Origin of the sequence: Rhizobium sp. CRRU65 (assembly GCF_048551595.1) — a bacterium.
Lineage (GTDB): Bacteria > Pseudomonadota > Alphaproteobacteria > Rhizobiales > Rhizobiaceae > Rhizobium > Rhizobium leguminosarum_J.
In genome coordinates this window covers 87,009-103,837 of record NZ_JBLYZH010000010.1, presented here as the reverse complement: position 1 = coordinate 103,837, position 16,829 = coordinate 87,009, and the positions used below count along the sequence as shown (strand labels likewise).

20 protein-coding genes and 1 tRNA gene are annotated in these 16,829 nt (G+C 60.8%); 11 read left to right on the top strand and 10 right to left on the bottom strand.

Features of this window, described 5'->3' with window-relative positions:
• Window positions 1-209 precede the first annotated feature (209 nt).
• The 4 genes from ACM5SV_RS20725 to ACM5SV_RS20710 all read left to right on the top strand — a co-directional run bounded on the left by ACM5SV_RS20725 (window position 210) and on the right by ACM5SV_RS20710 (window position 3,576).
• Window positions 210-1,154, top strand: a complete 945-nt coding sequence (locus ACM5SV_RS20725; RefSeq protein ID WP_113547282.1) for a Bug family tripartite tricarboxylate transporter substrate binding protein — start codon at window positions 210-212, stop codon at window positions 1,152-1,154.
• On the top strand, window positions 1,151-1,642 hold the full coding sequence (locus ACM5SV_RS20720; protein WP_017995177.1) for a tripartite tricarboxylate transporter TctB family protein: 492 nt from the start codon (window positions 1,151-1,153) through the stop codon (window positions 1,640-1,642). The genes ACM5SV_RS20725 and ACM5SV_RS20720 overlap by 4 nt, the downstream gene beginning before the upstream one ends.
• Before the next feature lie 88 nt (window positions 1,643-1,730).
• Complete coding sequence (locus tag ACM5SV_RS20715) at window positions 1,731-3,248, top strand: tripartite tricarboxylate transporter permease (protein WP_012758967.1); 1,518 nt, start codon at window positions 1,731-1,733, stop codon at window positions 3,246-3,248.
• Window positions 3,249-3,405: 157 nt separating this feature from the next.
• A complete protein-coding gene (locus tag ACM5SV_RS20710; RefSeq protein ID WP_012758966.1) occupies window positions 3,406-3,576 on the top strand; it encodes a hypothetical protein in 171 nt (56 codons plus the stop codon).
• A gap of 104 nt (window positions 3,577-3,680) precedes the next feature.
• On the opposite strand, the gene ACM5SV_RS20705 is transcribed toward ACM5SV_RS20710, so the two are convergent.
• Window positions 3,681-4,772: a DUF475 domain-containing protein gene (locus ACM5SV_RS20705; RefSeq protein ID WP_012758965.1), complete on the bottom strand. Its 1,092-nt coding sequence runs from the start codon at window positions 4,770-4,772 to the stop codon at window positions 3,681-3,683.
• Between the two features lie 354 nt (window positions 4,773-5,126).
• Between ACM5SV_RS20705 and ACM5SV_RS20700 the strand changes: the two genes are divergently transcribed.
• Together ACM5SV_RS20700 and ACM5SV_RS20695 are read left to right on the top strand one after the other, a co-directional pair.
• Window positions 5,127-5,357, top strand: a complete 231-nt coding sequence (locus tag ACM5SV_RS20700) for a hypothetical protein (RefSeq protein ID WP_017995173.1) — start codon at window positions 5,127-5,129, stop codon at window positions 5,355-5,357.
• 58 nt (window positions 5,358-5,415) lie between these two features.
• Entirely contained in the window at window positions 5,416-5,607 is a 192-nt protein-coding gene (locus ACM5SV_RS20695; RefSeq protein ID WP_017995172.1) for a hypothetical protein, read from the top strand.
• Between the two features lie 60 nt (window positions 5,608-5,667).
• On the opposite strand, the gene ACM5SV_RS20690 is transcribed toward ACM5SV_RS20695, so the two are convergent.
• Window positions 5,668-6,180, bottom strand: coding sequence for an MgtC/SapB family protein (locus ACM5SV_RS20690; protein ID WP_012758961.1), 513 nt, complete (start codon window positions 6,178-6,180; stop codon window positions 5,668-5,670).
• Between the two features lie 232 nt (window positions 6,181-6,412).
• On the opposite strand from ACM5SV_RS20690, the gene ACM5SV_RS20685 reads away from it, so the two are divergent.
• A complete protein-coding gene (locus ACM5SV_RS20685) occupies window positions 6,413-7,138 on the top strand; it encodes a hypothetical protein (RefSeq protein WP_419425393.1) in 726 nt (241 codons plus the stop codon).
• Between the two features lie 6 nt (window positions 7,139-7,144).
• On the opposite strand, the gene ACM5SV_RS20680 is transcribed toward ACM5SV_RS20685, so the two are convergent.
• The 5 genes from ACM5SV_RS20680 to ACM5SV_RS20660 all read right to left on the bottom strand — a co-directional run bounded on the left by ACM5SV_RS20680 (window position 7,145) and on the right by ACM5SV_RS20660 (window position 10,691).
• The gene (locus ACM5SV_RS20680; RefSeq protein ID WP_221968736.1) at window positions 7,145-7,639 is read right to left on the bottom strand and encodes a hypothetical protein; all 495 of its coding nucleotides are present in this window, start codon (window positions 7,637-7,639) and stop codon (window positions 7,145-7,147) included.
• A 390-nt stretch (window positions 7,640-8,029) separates the two neighbouring features.
• On the bottom strand, window positions 8,030-9,070 hold the full coding sequence (locus tag ACM5SV_RS20675; RefSeq protein ID WP_221968735.1) for a porin: 1,041 nt from the start codon (window positions 9,068-9,070) through the stop codon (window positions 8,030-8,032).
• A gap of 339 nt (window positions 9,071-9,409) precedes the next feature.
• On the bottom strand, window positions 9,410-9,562 hold the full coding sequence (locus ACM5SV_RS20670) for a hypothetical protein (RefSeq protein ID WP_260686459.1): 153 nt from the start codon (window positions 9,560-9,562) through the stop codon (window positions 9,410-9,412).
• The gene (locus ACM5SV_RS20665) at window positions 9,559-10,263 is read right to left on the bottom strand and encodes a DUF4145 domain-containing protein (RefSeq protein WP_222014762.1); all 705 of its coding nucleotides are present in this window, start codon (window positions 10,261-10,263) and stop codon (window positions 9,559-9,561) included. Before ACM5SV_RS20665 ends, ACM5SV_RS20670 begins: the two co-directional genes overlap by 4 nt.
• Before the next feature lie 236 nt (window positions 10,264-10,499).
• Window positions 10,500-10,691: a DUF4159 domain-containing protein gene (locus tag ACM5SV_RS20660; protein WP_168256373.1), complete on the bottom strand. Its 192-nt coding sequence runs from the start codon at window positions 10,689-10,691 to the stop codon at window positions 10,500-10,502.
• Between the two features lie 1,237 nt (window positions 10,692-11,928).
• Between ACM5SV_RS20660 and ACM5SV_RS20655 the strand changes: the two genes are divergently transcribed.
• Window positions 11,929-12,288, top strand: coding sequence for a hypothetical protein (locus tag ACM5SV_RS20655; protein WP_419425392.1), 360 nt, complete (start codon window positions 11,929-11,931; stop codon window positions 12,286-12,288).
• Here the strand turns inward: ACM5SV_RS20655 and ACM5SV_RS20650 are convergent.
• Window positions 12,267-12,341, bottom strand: a tRNA-Val gene (locus ACM5SV_RS20650). The two genes, ACM5SV_RS20655 and ACM5SV_RS20650, sit on opposite strands and share 22 nt — an antisense overlap.
• Window positions 12,342-12,424: 83 nt before the next feature.
• Window positions 12,425-12,787, bottom strand: coding sequence for a response regulator CpdR1 (gene cpdR1, locus ACM5SV_RS20645; protein ID WP_003542883.1), 363 nt, complete (start codon window positions 12,785-12,787; stop codon window positions 12,425-12,427).
• 187 nt (window positions 12,788-12,974) lie between these two features.
• Here cpdR1 and ACM5SV_RS20640 point away from each other — a divergent pair, with 187 nt between their 5' ends.
• The gene (locus ACM5SV_RS20640) at window positions 12,975-13,856 is read left to right on the top strand and encodes an N-formylglutamate amidohydrolase (protein ID WP_221968732.1); all 882 of its coding nucleotides are present in this window, start codon (window positions 12,975-12,977) and stop codon (window positions 13,854-13,856) included.
• Between the two features lie 276 nt (window positions 13,857-14,132).
• A complete protein-coding gene (gene hisN, locus ACM5SV_RS20635; RefSeq protein WP_012758956.1) occupies window positions 14,133-14,906 on the top strand; it encodes a histidinol-phosphatase in 774 nt (257 codons plus the stop codon).
• A gap of 48 nt (window positions 14,907-14,954) precedes the next feature.
• On the opposite strand, the gene ACM5SV_RS20630 is transcribed toward hisN, so the two are convergent.
• Window positions 14,955-15,929 carry an alpha/beta fold hydrolase gene (locus ACM5SV_RS20630; RefSeq protein ID WP_012758955.1) on the bottom strand — a complete coding sequence of 325 codons (975 nt, stop codon included), beginning with the start codon at window positions 15,927-15,929 and terminating at the stop codon, window positions 14,955-14,957.
• 406 nt (window positions 15,930-16,335) lie between these two features.
• On the opposite strand from ACM5SV_RS20630, the gene ACM5SV_RS20625 reads away from it, so the two are divergent.
• Window positions 16,336-16,806 carry an Hsp20 family protein gene (locus ACM5SV_RS20625; protein WP_012758954.1) on the top strand — a complete coding sequence of 157 codons (471 nt, stop codon included), beginning with the start codon at window positions 16,336-16,338 and terminating at the stop codon, window positions 16,804-16,806.
• Window positions 16,807-16,829 lie beyond the last annotated feature (23 nt).

The window sequence follows — 16,829 nt, the reverse complement described above, 5'->3', positions numbered from 1 at the left end:
TCGTGTCCTTCTGGATATCTCACCGATGTCAGCTAAATGACAGGTTGTTGTGGTCGCTTTGGCTACTTCTTCTCCGTGGAGGCGGAGAGCTGAAGCCTTGGGAGGTATTCCGCTCGTCATTCAGGACGCTTGCGTCCGCTGGCAGCCATTCCTCCCGATTCCCTTGAGAATAACAGGCGGTCTGCTCAGCCGCCGACGGAGGACACATCGTGAAGCATACGTTCATTGCAACCCTTCTTGCAGCGACTATCGCGCTGCCGGCCTATGCGGCCGATTACACCATCATCGCGCCGGCCGCTCCCGGCGGCGGCTGGGACCAGACGGCCCGTTCGCTGCAGACCGCGCTGCAGCAGGAGAAGATCTCCGGCAACGTGCAGGTCCAGAACGTTCCGGGCGCCGGCGGCACCATCGGCCTTGCGCAGTTCAGCAGCCAGGCTGCCGGCAACCCGAATTCGCTGATTGTCGGCGGCTATGTCATGGTCGGCGCGATCCTCACCAACAAGTCGCCGGTGACGCTCAAGGACGTTACCCCGATCGCCCGTCTGACCGGCGAATATGAGGCCGTCGTCGTTCCGACTGCCTCCGAGATCAAGACCATGGCCGATCTGGTCGCGGCGCTGAAGAAAGATCCGGGTGCGGTTTCCTGGGGCGGCGGTTCGGCCGGCGGCACCGACCACATCGCCGTCGGCCTGATCGCCAAGGCTTCCGGCGTCGACCCGACCAAGATCAACTATGTCGCCTTTTCCGGTGGCGGTGAAGCGCTCGCCGCCATTCTCGGCGGCCAGGTCACGGCTGGCGTCTCGAGCTATAGCGAATTCGAATCGCAGGTGAAGTCGGGCACGCTCCGTCTTCTCGCCGTATCCAGCGACAAGCGTATCGACGGCGTCGATGCGCCGACGCTGAAGGAAGCCGGCACCGACGTCACCATTCAGAACTGGCGCATGGTTGCCGCTGCTCCCGGCCTGTCGGCAGAGCAGGTGGCAAGCGTCACCGCCGATTTCGAGAAACTGCACAGCTCCGCCACCTGGCAGGAAACCCTGAAGACCAAGGGCTGGGCCGACACCTATCTGTCCGGCGACGCCTTCAAGGCGCAGCTCGAAAAGGATGTCTCGGCCACTGAAGGCATTCTCAAAGATATCGGACTTGTTCAATGAGCGAGGATAGCCCCTCCTCGGCAACCGAACGCCGCCCTGATTGGGCGGCGTTCATCATTGCCGTTTTCCTCTTCGTCGTCGCCGGCGTGATGGCCTGGGATGCCTTGCATCTGAAAACGATTGCGCAGTACGACCGCATCGGTCCGGCGACTGTGCCTCAAGTGGTGGCACTCGGCCTCTTCTGTCTCGGGATCTGGACCGCCTTCGAAGCCTGGCGCGGCGATTTTCCCGAACGTGACCGGCAGGAAGTCGCACCCGTCATCTGGATCGTCGCCGGTCTTGCCGGCCAGATGCTGCTTTTGCGCGTCGCCGGCTTCTCGATCGCGACCGGCATCCTCTTCGCGCTGACGGCACGCGGCTTCGGCAAGCGTAAGCTCTGGATCTCGCTGCCGCTTGGCATCGTCCTCAGCTTTGTCGTCTGGGCGATCTTTTCGCAGCTGCTGCAACTGACGCTGCCGGCCGGCCCGCTCGAACATCTGTTCTTCTGACCGCGCGGACGCGCTGTCAGCTCTTTTGATTTTGCGCGGCGCCTGACCCCGAAATCGGATGGTCGGGAAGGCCGCTTGGGACACCAAGATGAGCACATTCGAATTCCTATGGCAGGGTATCCTGGTTGCGATGCAGCCGATGAACCTGGTTTATGCGCTGGTCGGCGTGACGCTGGGCACCGCCGTCGGCGTGCTTCCCGGCATCGGCCCGGCACTCACCGTGGCGCTGCTGTTGCCCGTCACCTACAAACTCGATCCGGGCGGCTCGCTGATCATGTTCGCCGGCATTTATTACGGCGGCATGTATGGCGGTTCGACGACCTCGATCCTGCTCAACACGCCGGGTGAAAGCGCCTCGATCGTCACCGCGCTCGAGGGCAACAAGATGGCGCGCGCCGGGCGCGGCGGACCGGCGCTGGCGACGGCGGCGATCGGCTCCTTCGTCGCCGGCCTGATCGCGACGCTCGGGCTTGCCTTCATCGCTCCCTACATCGTCAAGCTGGCGCTGGTTTTCGGGCCGCGCGAATATTTCGCGCTGATGGTACTTGCCTTCGTCACCGTCTCCTCGGCTTTCGGCGATTCAGCGCTCAGGGGCCTGACCTCGCTGTTTATCGGCTTTGCGCTCGCCATGGTCGGCATCGACCAACAGACGGGGCAGGCCAGGCTTTCCTTCGGCATTCCCGACCTGCTCGACGGCGTCGAGGTAACGACCTTGGCGGTGGCGATGTTTGCGATCGGCGAGACGCTTTATATCGCCGCGCAGGGCAACCGGATCGCGGAAAAGATCGAGGCGGTCAAGGGTTCGCTCTGGATGACCGCTGAGGACTGGTCGCGCTCATGGAAACCCTGGCTGCGCGGCACGCTGATCGGTTTCCCGATCGGCGCGATGCCGGCCGGCGGCGCCGAAATCGGAACTTTCCTCTCCTATGCGACCGAAAAGCGGCTGGCGAAAAACCCGGAAGAGTTCGGCCATGGCGCGATCGAAGGGGTGGCCGGTCCCGAGGCAGCAAACAACGCCTCGGCCGCCGGCACGCTGGTGCCGCTTCTGACGCTCGGCCTGCCGACGACGGCGACGGCGGCGATCATGCTTGCCGGCTTCCAGCAGTACGGCTTGCAGCCGGGGCCGCTGCTGTTTGCCACCAATCCGCAGCTCGTCTGGGGACTGATCGCCAGCCTGCTCATCGCCAATGCGATGCTTTTGGTGCTGAACCTGCCGATGATCGGGCTCTGGGTAAAGCTGCTGACAATCCCGAAGCCATGGCTCTATGCGGGCATCCTGCTGTTTGCGACGCTTGGGACAATCGGCGCCAATCCATCCGTGTTCGAGCTCGGCATGCTGCTCACTTTTGGCCTGCTCGGCTATGTGATGCGGCTCTTCGGCTATCCGATCGCGCCTACCGTCGTCGGCCTGATCCTCGGCCCGCTTGCCGAACAGCAGCTGCGCCGGGCGCTGGCGATCAGCCAGGGCGACGTCACGACGCTTGTGATGTCGCCGATCGCGGCAGGCTTGCTCATCGTTGCAGCCGCCGCCTTCCTCATCCCGCTGATCCTGCGGCTGCGCGGCAGAGGTCAGGTGCTGTCGCAACTTGCGGCAAACGAAGACTAAAATAAGAAGACGATCCACCCCTCCCTCGAGGCCGGCCATGGAGACATGTGCCGGCCTGCTGTTTTTTGCATGGCTGAGGTGATTTTCTGAGCATTGTGGAGGTCTATGCGTGACGCCATCTATGGATAGTCAATCATAGAGCAAGAGGAAAAGGACAATGTCCGCACTTCGCAATTCAATCCGCACTGGCTTCTTTGGCCGCGCATTCGCCGTCCTTGGGGCTGCAAACGCTGTCAGCGCCGCTGTCGAAGCAGGCCGTCGCCCGCGCGCCAATGATCTCACGAAGCTCGGCATCGACCCGGCCTCCTTCGGTCAGGTCTCCCGCTAACACCTTCAAGCCATGCATGAATGAATTAGCCCGCAACCGGATGGTCGCGGGCTTTATTTTTATCCCTACGGATGCAGCAGCGCGGCGCGCTGTGACACCCGATGTCAGGCGTGAAGCTCCTCCTGCCTGATGCCATGACCCTCCACCTTTTCGCGCCTGTTGTGGCGGATGGATGACCAGAGGGACAGGCCGATCAAGGCCGCGCCGCCGAGGCCGGTGATGACTTCGGGGATGTGCACCATGGTCTGCGCATACATGATCACCGAGAGGATCAGGATGGCATAGAAGGCGCCATGTTCGAGATAGCGGTATTCGGCAAGTGTTCCCTTCTCCACCAGCATGATCGTCATCGAGCGCACATACATGGCGCCGATGCCGAGGCCGATGGCGATGACGAAGAGGTTCTGCGTCAGCGCAAAGGCGCCGATGACGCCGTCGAAGGAGAAGCTGGCGTCCAGCACTTCTAGATAGATGAAGGCGCCGAGGCCACCCTTGGCGGCAGCGCTCATCGTCTGCTGCGAGGCATCGAGCAGCCCGCCGACCACCTCGACCGCGAGGAAGGTGAGCAGGCCGTAGATGGCGCAATGGACGAAGACAGTGGCTTCCTCGCCGCCGATCAGCCAGGAGAAAACCAGCATCAGCGCCAGCACGAAGGCGATCTCGATACCCTTGATGGTGGCGGAACGCGCCATCATCTTTTCAAGGCCGCCGATCCAGTGCACCTGCTTCTCGTGATTGAAGAAATAGTTGAGGCCGACCATCATCAGGAAGGTGCCGCCGAAGGCTGCGATCGGCAGGTGCGCGTCGTTCATGATGCGGGCATATTCGGCAGGCTCGCGAGCGGCAAGCACCAGAGCATCCCAGGGGCCGATCTGTGCCGCGATCGCGACGATCGCCAGCGGGAAGACGATGCGCATGCCGAAGACGGCGATGATGATGCCCCAGGTGAGGAAGCGCTTCTGCCAGACCGGCGTCATCTCCTTCAGCTTGTTGGCGTTGACGATGGCATTGTCGAAGGAGAGGGAGATCTCCAGCACGGCAAGCACCGTGCAGATGAAGAAGACGGTCGCCATGCCGCCGATCGTGCCGGTCGTCTGCCAGCCGAGCACGGCGCCGAGAACGAGGCCGAGGGCAGTGACGATGAAAGCCCAGCGGAAATAGCTGAGCGAGGATTTAGAGGTCACAGTCTGGTTCATGGCCGCACCTCGCGGCCGCAAATCGTGTCGAAGAGGGTGGAAAAATTGGAAAGACGCCGCACGCCACAACGGGCACGCGGGTCAGGCATGGTGAGCTTGTTCATCGATGAAAAATCCGCCGGCTAAGCTGCAGGCGGTACCGACATCACGAGAGCGCCGTAAAACTCTCGCCAGAGGGGCCCGGCACCAAAGTTCCCCCGTCAGCCGATGTCTGGAAGGCTGCAGGATAGGCTCTAGGTAATGAACTTCGCGGGCCAGTCAAGGCCGACAGGTACACCGAGATTGGGCATTTTTTTTTGGAACCATCCTGATGCCCGCCCGTTAGGCCCTGGTTGAGCTTAAAAAAGGAGGCCGATGATGCACACTTCGACCCATCTTCCCGACAAACGCACGGAGGCGTCCGACCGCATGAAGCGGTCGAAGCCGAACCGCATGCAGAAGGCGCAGGTGCTGCCGCCGCATCATGTCGACTTGACGCTTACGCCCGGCGTCTACCACGACATTCACGTGCCGGCCCATGTTACCGGCGCCGATCTTTCCAAGGGTGGCCCCGACATCAAGGGCAATGCAGAGACCAAGAAATAACGGCTATTCCGGAAGCCCTTGGGCGATGACAGTAGATTTGAAACAGGGTGAGAAACATATGACGATCAACTTTGTGCCCCGCGAAATCTTCATCCGGCACGAAAATGAATGGAAGGCCGTACGCGAGGCGGCGGACGAACGCATCAATATCGGCAAACGCCAGAAGCCGCTCTCCGCCATCGGCGGCACCGTGTCGGTTGGTAAAAGCGATCCTTCGGCTACACGCGCTGAATGGCCAACAGCCGAGTGACCCACAGAAGGGCACGCCGACAACACGAGCGCCCGGCATGATGCCGGGCGCTTTGCTTTTCTATTTCTGTTCATCGCGATCGACACGCTGTCCGGAATTAAAGCCGAACCGCTGTTCGAGTTTGCCGAAGGCGAAGAGTACGCAGATGGCGACGATCGTCGTGAAGAAGGCGAGCGGCCAATAGCCGAAGCCCATGGCGAGGCCGATCGCGCCGGAGAGCCACATGCCGGCGCCCGTCGTCAGCCCGTGCACCCGACCTCTTGCAAAGACGATCATGCCGGCGGCAAGGAAGGCGACGCCGGCGGTCACTGCTTCGATGACGCGCAGCGGATCGATGCGCACCTGCTCGTCATCGGTAAAACCCGGCATGTGCACGGCCTCGATCGAGATGATGGCGAAGAGGGCAGCGGCAAGACTAATCAGAATATGGGTGCGGAAGCCCGCCGGGCGGTCGCGTGCCTCGCGTTCGAAGCCGATCAGCCCGCCGAAGACGATGGCGCCGAAGAGGCGGGCGAAGATGACGGGATAGTGGATACGCGACGCCGGTATTATGTCGGCGATGATGAGATCCATGGATTTTTCCCCAGAATAGATGGAATTTTTCGCTGGCTAACGTCTGAGCGCGGAATTTGTTCAGCTTTTTTCCCTCATGCGTTTCGGCCGTCCCGTTGGTCTCTCCGGTCCGCGCCGGCGCTTGCATGTCATTGGAGGGAAAGTTCGGCGCACCAGGCATCATCCTGTCGCCGCGCCAACCTTTCGGAAAGGATTGGGCAGCGATAATCCCGGCCTCACGGGAATCGGACAGATGGCCAAGACAGCGACACGCGGCCGCCGCAAGGCGCCGGCCAGAGGAAAGAGCAAAGCGCGCAGCAGCGGTGGCGGATTGCTGCCCTGGGCGGTGATCGGCATTGCCGCGATCGGCGGCATCGTCGTCCACGACGATTGGAAGAGCATCCAGCCGATGCTTGCAAGGCAATCGACGTCGATCACGCGGGAAACGGCGGAGCCAAGGCCCGTCGTCAGGAAGGACGTGCCGCCGAAGCAGGTGGCGCTTGCCGCACCCACGCCGAAAGTCGCGTTGCCGCTGCCACAGTCGCAATCGCTGCCGCCGGCGGCGATCCCGACGCCGATGATCCAGCCGATAAAGGCAGTGCCGTCCCCGGCCTCCCCGGCCGTTTCGGAAACCGGGACAGTCGCCTTCGGCTATTGCGGGCAGGGCGCCCATATCAATTGCGTCAGCGACGGTGGCGTCTTCTGGTACAAGGGCGAAAAGATCGTGATTGCCGACATGGCGAGCCCGGTGGTTGACCAGGCGCGCTGTGACGGCGAGCGCCGGGTGGCCTTTGCCGCCAAGTCGCGGCTGCTGGCGCTTCTGAACGCCGGCCCCTTCACCATGAATGCTGCGGGCAAGGGCGAGCCCTCTGGCGCGCCGCGCGTCGTCTCGCGCGACGGGCGCTCTTTCGGCGCGCAGCTGATCAACGAGGGCCTGGCACGCAAACCAGGGGTCGCCGGCGGCGCCTGGTGCGCCTGAGGGCGGCTACTTACCCTTTTTCACCAGCTTGCCGCCGGTACGGAAGCTGCCGGTAAACGAGGAATCCTTGCTCTCGGCGGTGCATTCGATCGCGATCGGCTTGCCGGCATAGGGATTGCCGAAGGTGCAGAAGCCGGCAACCTTGACCTCTCCGGTCATCTTGTTGCCGACACCTGTCGTGACGAGGCTGAGCGGCAGGCGGGCATTGCCGTTGGAGGCGGGCTTGATGCCGCTGCCGTCGCCCTGGAAGCCGAGCGCCTTGCCGTCCGAGGTGAAGATGAAGGTCACCAAGCCATTGGCCAGCGTGACGCTGGCAAGCTCGTTCTTGCAGCCCTTGGTGGCGTCGAATTTGGCAACGACCAGCTTGGCGCATTTGCCGGAAAGGGTAATGACGCCGGGCGCACCGGGAAAGGTCTCGACGGGCGCGGCCGGCGCGGCAGAGGCCGGCAAGGCAAGGGCGGCGGAAAAAATTGCGGCGGCGGCAAGCACGGATAACTTCATTTCGATCTCAAACCCCGTGTCGTGGCGAGGCGAATCACTACCTCACCCTCGGTTCGCCATGGCATGGGTCTGTGTCCGAATTTGGCGCCGTTGTTGCTGAAACGCAAATTTTTTTCGGCCGCAGGGCTAACTCGGCAATCGGCGGCAGATGAGTAAAAAGTTGGTTGAGCTTGCTGGTTACAAGGTCCAGCAATGACATAGGCCGCCGGACATCGGCAACGAACCGATGTGACACGAGATAGGGGCAGGCACTCATCGAGCGTGCCGTCTTGGACGCATGTCTGGTCAAGGGGAATGGGCCCAGGCAGGGAAGTCCAGGCCCATTCTTTCCCGATCGGAGGTCAGTCAGATCAGGAATTTGCAGCCGCCGGTCCAACCGGCAGCCCTTTTTCAGAACGCGCGCTGCAGGCGGAAGAAGCCCGAGGTGACGTCGTCAGCATCTTCCGGATCGAGGTACTGAACCGAAATCTTCGTGGAGAGGTTCTCGACGATCTGGTAGTCGATCGTCACGCCGGCCTTCCAGGCATCGCCGTCGTTGAACTCGCCAGCAGTGACGCCGTAGTCGCTGTAGTACTGGACAGCCGGGGTAATCTTCAGCTTGTCAGTCGCCTTGATGGCGTATTCAGCAGCGATCGCCCATTCAGCCTTGTTGTAGTAGGCGTTCGGGTTGGTCGCGTAGACAACTGCGAGGCCGAGCGTGCCCGGACCGACAGCAACCGTACCCATAGCGCGGACGGCGCCTTCTTCGTTGTCGGTGTCGTAACCGGCAGTGATCTGGTAGCTGAATGCACCAGCCTTGCCGCCGAGACCGACTGCAACGCCGAAGTTGTTAGCGGTTTCGCCATCATAGAACGGGCTGTCTTCCAGCTCGTCAACGCTGATGCCAGCGTAGAAGGCGTCGGTTTCGTACTGATAACGGATGGAGTTGTGCAGCGTTACCGGAGAACCGATATCGTCGGTTTCGCCGGAGAGGCCATCGTCCCACCAGCTGTAGAACAGACCAGCGCGGAAGCCGGCGATGTCGAGGTAAGCGGAGTCCAGCTGGGCTTTCTGGGCAGAAGCGTTGTCAGCATTGAACTGCATGACGATAACGCCGGTCAGCGGACCATATTCGGTGTCGCTCTTGGCCGTGAACTGAACCTGACCGCGCGTGCGGGCATCCCAGTCCGAGTCGTTGGCGACAGCACCACCGCCGCCGGCGCCAATCGAGCTGGCGTGCGGAGCAACGTCAACCTGGAAACGGACGTAGCCGTTGATCTTGAGGCAGGTTTCGGTGCCCGGGATGTAGAAGTAGCCGGTGCCGTAGGCGTCGCAGACGCGGACGTATTCAACCGGTTCCGGCTCGGCAGCAACGATAGCGTCAGCAGCCTGAGCGCCGGATACTGCTGCAAGTGCAGCAGCGGAGCCGAGAAGAAGGCTCTTGATGTTCATGGAATAACCTCCAGTTCAGATGCAAGAGGATGAAGACCGTCTGCGCTCGGCAGTCCCTACGTGTCTTCACCCCGTGTGACCGAAGCGGCACCTTTTTGGCTCGGTGCCTGCCTCGCCGCGGAAGTTACATAGGGTATGTTGCACTGCAACGACATTGTCGATCGTGACAGTAGGCTGGCATGTCTATGTTGCTGAAATCACACGCTTTTTGTCATAAACTCGTCATCTATCCGTCACAAAACCGCGCTTCCGGATGCTTGGGCAACGATGGGCTGAACTTTCGGCAACGGTAGTGCAATCGATGATCGCGTGAGCACGTCCTCATATGCGAACACGCCATCACTGCAAGCTGCACGAATCTGACAAAAGCCCGACGACCACCATCGCGAGCAGGGCGACACCGAGCGCATCTATGGCCTCGGGGACATCCTCGAAGGTAACGATGAAGCCGTCCGTCGGCTCAAAGGTGGCCGCATAGGCGTAGGTCGTCATGGACCGGTCTCCTTGTCGGCTGGTGCCGGTTGCGGTTGCTTCGCATCACGCTTTTCAATCGCAATGCGGGTGCCTTCTGGAAGCAAGTTGTAGAGGGCATCGACCTCCACCCGCTCGGTAATCAGGCGTTGAACGATTCTATTCATACATTCGAGGATGAAACGTGCAGTCGGCTCGTCGTCCTTCATGTCAATCTCGCCGGGATGGACGGCGTTGTTTCCGATCACGCGGACCGAGTCGAGCATTTTCTGAATGTCTGGGCTGAGGCCCCTCGCCACCAATTCACCAATCTGCTCGTGGAGCTGCTCTTTCTTGCAGTCCAGCTCTTTGCAGAGTTGCTGCAATGCAAGTCGAGCTAGCGCAGCGGACGCCCTGGGTGACGCTGAAACAATCTTCGCTGCCTCGACGAACGTTTCCTTTACGACGCGTGGCATGTCCTCATGGGCCGGAATATCGCTCCCGGCTGGATAGATCATCTGTGAGTGAAGCCATATCGAGACGTCGCCGCAATGATCACATTGGGCAGCGTTCAAATTCCAGACAACGCGTGCATCGTAGACGGCCTCCCTAGCCCCACCGAAGAAAGTCTCCCCTCCAACTCGGCGGTACAAATCTTTGACAAAAGATTCGGGCGGCGCAGCCTGCTGTTCCTGCCTTATCTTTGCCAGCAACGCGTCCGCACTCTCCGTAGTAAATCGCATTGGCGTTTCCCCCTTCTTCCCTCGATCCTGATGAAGGTTGTTCCAATGCTGGGTGGCGCGAACGCCGCAGTGTGGGCAGTTGAATTCGGTCTTGTCTATTCTTGGTTCACTATATCGGGCGCTCATCTACGCTTCACTTTCAATGAAAGGTCGGACGATCACCCGCCGGAGGGTTCTCACAGTCCGGCGGGTGGGCATCAAGCTTCAAGGGCGTGCGGGGTCCGCCCCCTATGACGTCAGTGAAGGTCGCGCTTTTCCCGAGCAATCTGCTCGCTGCCAGAGTGGCGCTTACCCTTCAGCACTTCATTGACGCGTCCCTGATTGACGCCGAAGCGGAAAGCGATCTCGTGCTGATACTCGCCGTTCCAGCTGTGCAGCCAGACCTGTACGGCGTCGTCGAGAGTGAGGCGGTGGTTCGTATGCTTCATTTTCGAGTTTCCTACTGGTTAAGAAACCTCGATCAGCTTGACAGGCCATCCTCCCCAAGTATCCTTGGGGTTGTTAAGGGGTGAGCCGTTTTGCCGATCGAGGCCTTCGGTTTATTCGACACGAGGCCGGGGTTGCACCCCCGGCCTTTTTCGTGCCCTGCTCGCCCGATTGGCGATCAGTGAGGAAAGTAAAGTTTGAAACCGTTGATTCCGTCAAGGGGTTGAAAATTAACACCCTGTGGAACGGGTGCATGCCATAAGCATCTGCACCAACTAGGTTTTTCTCCATCCACAATTAAAAGCTGTTTAAAAACATAGCCTTCCACCTGAAGCACTAAGGTCATGAAAAGACTTGTGAAAACCGGCCGTTGACCTGCTGCTATCCACATAATCCACAGTTTGCACTTGTCGGCGCCCCCGTTTGGTGGGCGCGTTTTAGAATCGCGACGACGCGTTTCGGCAAAAGTCCATCACAAGATTTGTCGGAACTGATTCTCTCGGTGGAGCCTGTTGATAGTCAACAGATCCCGTCGACAACGGCAACGAGGCAAGCTTCAGCCGTTCCCGCCGGATAGTTCCGGCGGCATCTGCTTGCGCAAAGGGGTGCGGGGGCGCGATAGTTGCGACTGCCTTTTGCTGCGCAAAGGGTTCGGGTGGTACGGAAGATCAGCGCGAACCTAGGAAAAGCGTAGCGTTGCCCATTCCATGAAACCGCCTTGAGTGCGAGAGCATCGCCGGCAAGACCTATGTCAGCCTCAACGACATCAAGAGAATGAGGGAACTATGCCGCGAAAGTCGAAGGGGTCCGCAAATACCTCCGCGAGCGCAAGGGCAGGCCACCCGTCTGAGTTATCCTCGACGGATCAAATGAGATCAGCACAGGATGCGGCCCGGATGACAGGGCTGGCGCTGATCGAGCGCTCGAAAAGTACCTTGCCGAGAAGCATAAACCCGAATGGCGCCGGGGCGAGCCTCAGGAGGTGAGCATCGCCGACGTGCTGCTGTTCTATGGCACGGAGCGTGCGCCCAGCATGGCGCATCCGGAGCTGGTGGGGTTCCCACCCCGTGCACCTGCTGGAATTCTTCGGTAGCGTCCAGCGGAGGATGGCTCGATCTTGCGAATGACGTTCTCTACAGGCGGGGGCAGGGAGAGCGGGAAACCAACAAGCGGCGGCCGACCGTGCCGATCCCGTCGAACCTTCGGCCGCACGCCGAGCGATGGCGCAAGATCACTGTCATGGGGCCGGTCGAATATCATGGCCGGCTGATCGCTAAAGAGCGCAAGGGGTTTGCAAGGGCGCGGGAGTTGGCTGGACTTGGCGAAGACGTCACGCCGCACATTCTGAAGCACACTTGCATCACCTGGATGCAGCGCGGGGTTCCAATCTGGGAGGTGGCCGGCTTCTCCGGAACCTCCGAGAAGATCATCCGCAGCGTCTATGGGCACCACCACCCGGAACACCTATCCGCTGCAAAACAGCGGTTTCGTGGGCGAAGATTGGGCGAGGCCATGAAGAACAGAAAAACAGCTACCAGCTGCTTTTCAAATTCCCCTTGCGGGTCAAGGGGATCGGATGGTGGGCGTGACAGGGATTGAACCTGTGACCCCTACGATGTCAACGTAGTGCTCTCCCGCTGAGCTACACGCCCATCCGATGGCGGCGCATAGATCACAAAACCTTCGGAGCCGTCAATAGGCTTTTTTCAGTTTTGTGACGCGCCGCCCGCAGGCCTTACGCGGCAAGCATTTTGTTGACCTCATCGACGAGATCGCGCAGGTGGAAAGGCTTGGAAAGGACCTTGGCATCCTTCGGCGCCTTCGAATCAGGGTTCAGCGCCACGGCAGCAAAACCGGTGATGAACATCACCTTCAGGTCGGGGTCGAGCTCGGTGGCGCGGCGCGCCAGCTCGATGCCGTCCATCTCGGGCATGACGATATCGGTCAGCAGCAGGGAAAACGGCTCCTCGCGCAGCCGGTCATAGGCGCTGGCGCCATTGTCATAGGAAAGGACCTTGTAGCCGGCCTTTTCGAGCGCTTTCACCAGGAAGCGGCGCATGTCGTTGTCGTCTTCGGCGAGAAGTATCTTCTGAGTCATCAATCCAGACCGCGATCCATAGGTTTTTGGTGGGCTGCCAGCCGTTTACACTAGTCTTTACCCGGTAAACAACCGGTGAATTGTCTGTGCGTGACCGCCATCCCTTCTACATAGTATGGACTTGCGGCCGGGCAACTGGCAACATGGGCCAAGCAGTCAGTTCATGACATGGTAAAGAGGGCCGAAAGTGCCGGAAATACGCGAGTACGAGCTTTTTGAGGTCCATGAGCCCGTGTCGCAGACCATTCCCTTCGTCTACAACTCCCCCCACAGCGGCCGTATTTATCCACCGGAATTTATTGCCCAGTCCAGGCTGGAGGGCATCGCCATCCGCCGTTCCGAAGATCACTATGTCGACGAGCTCTTCGGCTCGGCCGTCGCACTCGGCGCGCCGCTGCTGGCGGCCAACTTCCCGCGCGCCTATCTCGACGTCAATCGCGAGCCCTACGAGCTCGATCCGCGGATGTTCGACGGGCTGCTGCCGCCCTATGCCAATGTCAATTCGCTCAGGGTCGCCGGCGGGCTAGGCACCATCCCGCGTATCGTCGCCGAGAACATGGAGATCTATGCGCGGCGCCTGCCGGTGCAGGAGGGGCTCGACCGCGTCGAAGCGGTCTATAAGCCCTATCATGCGGCGCTTCGCCGGCTGATCGCACGAACGCATGTGCAGTTCGGCTTCGGCGTGCTGATCGACTGCCACTCGATGCCCGGCAATGTACGCGTTGCCGGCAGCACTGCGCGACCCGATTTCATCATCGGTGATCGCTACGGCACCAGCGCTTCGGCTGAACTTTCGCGCGCGGCCATCGCCATCCTCGAGGAAATGGGCTTCGCCGCGATCCGCAACAAGCCCTATGCCGGCGGCTTCATCACCGAACATTACGGCCGGCCTTCGCGCGGCCTGCACGCGCTGCAGATCGAGGTGAACCGGGCCATCTATGTCGATGAGCTGACACTGGAGAAACGCGAGGATTTCGCCTCGGTGGCGGATGCCGTCACGGACTTCATGCAGCAGATGGCGGAATACGTCGAGAAATTTGCCGGCGAGCGGGCGCTGGCCGCCGAATAGCTCTCTTTTTCGATACCGCTGACCTCTGGCCTTCGTCTTCCCGGCCAAAAAAAACCGCGCTTGTGAGCGCGGCTAAGTCTAGGGAGGAAACACCCAAGGAGGGTATTTACAGTCAGAAGACTGTATGAAGACGCTACTATTGCATTGCACAAATGTCAAGCAATATATTGCGCTGCGATATCTTTGGGCAGTTAGATCCAGATTGCCTACTGCGTTTGCATTCCCGTTGCTTTTCGCTATGAAAAGCGCCATTCCCGCCAGCCAAACGGATAAATCATGCTTCCTGACCGTTCGTTCTTCAACCGCCTGGCGGAGGCCGCCCGAGCCGAGACGCTGCCGCGCTTCCGTTCCGGCCTCGATGTCACGAACAAGCTTTCCTCCGGTTTCGACCCGGTGACGGAGGGCGACCGGGCGGCCGAACTCGCCATCCGGGCGCTGATCGAGGAGAGTTTCCCCGGTCACGGCATTCTCGGCGAGGAGCACGGCAATGTCGGGCTCGACCGCGAATATGTCTGGGTGATCGATCCGATCGACGGCACGCGCGCCTTCATCTCCGGCGTGCCGGTATGGGGAACGCTGATCGGCCTGCAGCAGGCGGGCCGGGCGATCATGGGCATGATCGAGCAACCCTTTACCGGCGAGCGTTATTTCGCCGACCAGAACGGCTCGATCTATACCGGGCCGGAGGGCGAGCGGCGGCTGGCGACGCGCCAGTGCGACACGCTTTCGAACGCCATCCTGTTCACTACCTCGCCGCATCTCTTTGCCGGCGAGGAGATGGAGAAATACCGCGAGATTGAGAGCCAGGTACGGCTCTTTCGCTACGGCTGCGACTGCTATGCCTATGCGCTGCTTGCCGCCGGCCATATCGATCTGGTCGTCGAAAACAGCCTGAAACCCTATGACGTCGGCGGCATCATTCCCGTCATCGAGGGGGCGGGCGGCATCATCACCACCTGGGACGGCGGACGGCCGGAAAACGGCGGCTCGATCATCGCTGCCGGCAGCCGCGCAGTCTACGAACAGGCTATCGCCATCCTGCAGCGCTGATCCCAGGGTCAGCAGCGCTGATCCCCCGGTCGGCAAAGCCGATCCGGCTCACGTGCCGAGGGCGGCGACGTCCTGGTTTTCTTCGGCATCGCTGCCGGGAATGAATGCGTGGAAGGCGGCAAGGGCGGCGGCACGGTAGATATCCCGTTCCTGGAAGATCTCGTGCCGGGCGCCGTTGATCGGCACCAGTTGGCCGGCGCGGAAATAACGTGAAAGCCGCTCCTGCGCCGTGTAGGGCACGACCCCGTCGCGCGTCGGCGCGATGACGATGGTCGGGATGGTGATCGAGAAGAGATGATAGGGGGAGGTGACCCGGTCCATCGTGCGGAAAGCCTCGATCAGCCAGCGGGCCGTCGGCGGCCCGAGCGTCAATTCCGGATGAGCCTTCATCATTGCGACATTGCGCTCGAAGCGGTGTTCGTCCGAGGTCAGCGGGTTGTCGCTGAAGTTCGGCTCCTTCGGTTTCGAGGTCAGCGGCAGGAAGCCGAGGCCGACGGCAGCCAGCGTGCCGGCCAGAGCGCGGATGACACGCGGCGAGGCCGACTGGCCGGTCAGGCCGATGAAGGGCGCCGACAGCACCATGCGATCGATACGGGTGGTGAGATAGGGCGCAGCCGACAGCGCGATCAGGCCGCCTGTGGAATGCGCGAGCAGATAGAAGGGCAGGCGGGTATCCGGAAGCACCACCTTTTCGAGGAAGGTGTCGAGATCACGCTCGTAATCGGCAAAGCGGCGGATGTGGCCATGGTTGCGGCTCTTCAGGAGCCGGGGCGAGCCGCCCTGGCCGCGCATATCGAAGGTCGCGACCCAGAGTCCTTTGGCCGTCAGATCGCGGATCGTCTCGAAATATTTCTCGATATATTCGTTTCGGCCGTGCAGGATGACGACGGTGCCCTTGGCAATCTGGCCGCTCGAGCGGAAGACGGCGTATCGCAGCTGCTGGCCGTCATGGGTTTCGAAGAACCCTTCCGTGCGGTTTTCCGGGGCGGGATTATCGGGCGTCGAATAGAGAACCTGATCCATGACTTTGCCAATGCGCCGCTGCTGACTGCTTCGCATCAGGGATAGCGCATGGCATCCGGCTTGGAAAGCGGTGGGGGAAAAGGGCCGGCAGGAGCATGAGGGTGCTCGCGGCCGGCCGAAGTTGAGGCTGAAGAAGAAGGGACGATGCACTTCAGCCATCGGGACCAGATTTCACCCGACGCCTAAATTCCTAAGTGAATGCGCCTGAACGTGCTCCGAACCTGTCGTTCATGCGGGGTTCACGGGCCGATCAAGGCGATTGCAAAAAGGTCTTGAACTCCTCGAATCCCATCACCATCTCCTTTCTGCGGGTGCCGAACAGGGCCTGCGCAACCGTCCCAAGGCCGCCAAAGATGGGGTCTCAGGGGCATTTCATCGCAACACGTCGCTTCCACAGGAGGACATCATGCGTCACGTAGACTTCTCTCCCCTTTATCGTTCGACCGTCGGTTTCGACCGGCTCTTCACCATGCTCGACAGCCTTGCCCAGCCGGAGCAGGCGCAGACCTATCCGCCCTATAATATCGAGCGCACCGGTGAAAACACCTATCGCATCACCATGGCCGTTGCCGGTTTCGACGAGACCGAACTTTCGATCGAAGCCCATGCCCTTGTGCTGTCCGTGAAGGGTGAAAAGAACGAGGAACCTGCCGAAAGCGGCGAGTTCCTCTACCGCGGCATTGCCAAGCGCGCCTTCGAGCGCCGCTTCCAGCTTGCCGATCATGTCGAGGTGACCGCCGCTTCGCTGAAGAACGGCCTGCTTCACATCGACCTTCTGCGCAATATTCCCGAGGCCATGAAGCCCCGCAAGATCGCAATTGCTGCAGAACCGGTCGAGGCTCCGAAGGCCATCGAGGCGCAGATCATCAACGGCTAATCAGATCCTTATCGGATAAAACG

What these genes read in the sequence shown, in the direction of transcription:
- ACM5SV_RS20665 (WP_222014762.1), bottom strand. Translation starts at nt 10,263, where the DNA reads ATGCGATTTACTACGGAGAGTGCGGACGCGTTGCTGGCAAAGATAAGG.
- ACM5SV_RS20700 (WP_017995173.1), top strand. Translation starts at nt 5,127, where the DNA reads ATGATGCACACTTCGACCCATCTTCCCGACAAACGCACGGAGGCGTCC.
- ACM5SV_RS20685 (WP_419425393.1), top strand. Translation starts at nt 6,413, where the DNA reads ATGGCCAAGACAGCGACACGCGGCCGCCGCAAGGCGCCGGCCAGAGGA.
- ACM5SV_RS20705 (WP_012758965.1), bottom strand. Translation starts at nt 4,772, where the DNA reads ATGAACCAGACTGTGACCTCTAAATCCTCGCTCAGCTATTTCCGCTGG.
- ACM5SV_RS20655 (WP_419425392.1), top strand. Translation starts at nt 11,929, where the DNA reads ATGGGGCCGGTCGAATATCATGGCCGGCTGATCGCTAAAGAGCGCAAG.
- ACM5SV_RS20710 (WP_012758966.1), top strand. Translation starts at nt 3,406, where the DNA reads ATGTCCGCACTTCGCAATTCAATCCGCACTGGCTTCTTTGGCCGCGCA.
- ACM5SV_RS20630 (WP_012758955.1), bottom strand. Translation starts at nt 15,929, where the DNA reads ATGGATCAGGTTCTCTATTCGACGCCCGATAATCCCGCCCCGGAAAAC.
- cpdR1 (WP_003542883.1), bottom strand. Translation starts at nt 12,787, where the DNA reads ATGACTCAGAAGATACTTCTCGCCGAAGACGACAACGACATGCGCCGC.
- ACM5SV_RS20675 (WP_221968735.1), bottom strand. Translation starts at nt 9,070, where the DNA reads ATGAACATCAAGAGCCTTCTTCTCGGCTCCGCTGCTGCACTTGCAGCA.
- ACM5SV_RS20625 (WP_012758954.1), top strand. Translation starts at nt 16,336, where the DNA reads ATGCGTCACGTAGACTTCTCTCCCCTTTATCGTTCGACCGTCGGTTTC.
- ACM5SV_RS20670 (WP_260686459.1), bottom strand. Translation starts at nt 9,562, where the DNA reads ATGACGACCTACGCCTATGCGGCCACCTTTGAGCCGACGGACGGCTTC.
- ACM5SV_RS20695 (WP_017995172.1), top strand. Translation starts at nt 5,416, where the DNA reads ATGACGATCAACTTTGTGCCCCGCGAAATCTTCATCCGGCACGAAAAT.
- ACM5SV_RS20715 (WP_012758967.1), top strand. Translation starts at nt 1,731, where the DNA reads ATGAGCACATTCGAATTCCTATGGCAGGGTATCCTGGTTGCGATGCAG.
- ACM5SV_RS20680 (WP_221968736.1), bottom strand. Translation starts at nt 7,639, where the DNA reads ATGAAGTTATCCGTGCTTGCCGCCGCCGCAATTTTTTCCGCCGCCCTT.
- ACM5SV_RS20720 (WP_017995177.1), top strand. Translation starts at nt 1,151, where the DNA reads ATGAGCGAGGATAGCCCCTCCTCGGCAACCGAACGCCGCCCTGATTGG.
- ACM5SV_RS20660 (WP_168256373.1), bottom strand. Translation starts at nt 10,691, where the DNA reads ATGAAGCATACGAACCACCGCCTCACTCTCGACGACGCCGTACAGGTC.
- ACM5SV_RS20690 (WP_012758961.1), bottom strand. Translation starts at nt 6,180, where the DNA reads ATGGATCTCATCATCGCCGACATAATACCGGCGTCGCGTATCCACTAT.
- hisN (WP_012758956.1), top strand. Translation starts at nt 14,133, where the DNA reads ATGCTTCCTGACCGTTCGTTCTTCAACCGCCTGGCGGAGGCCGCCCGA.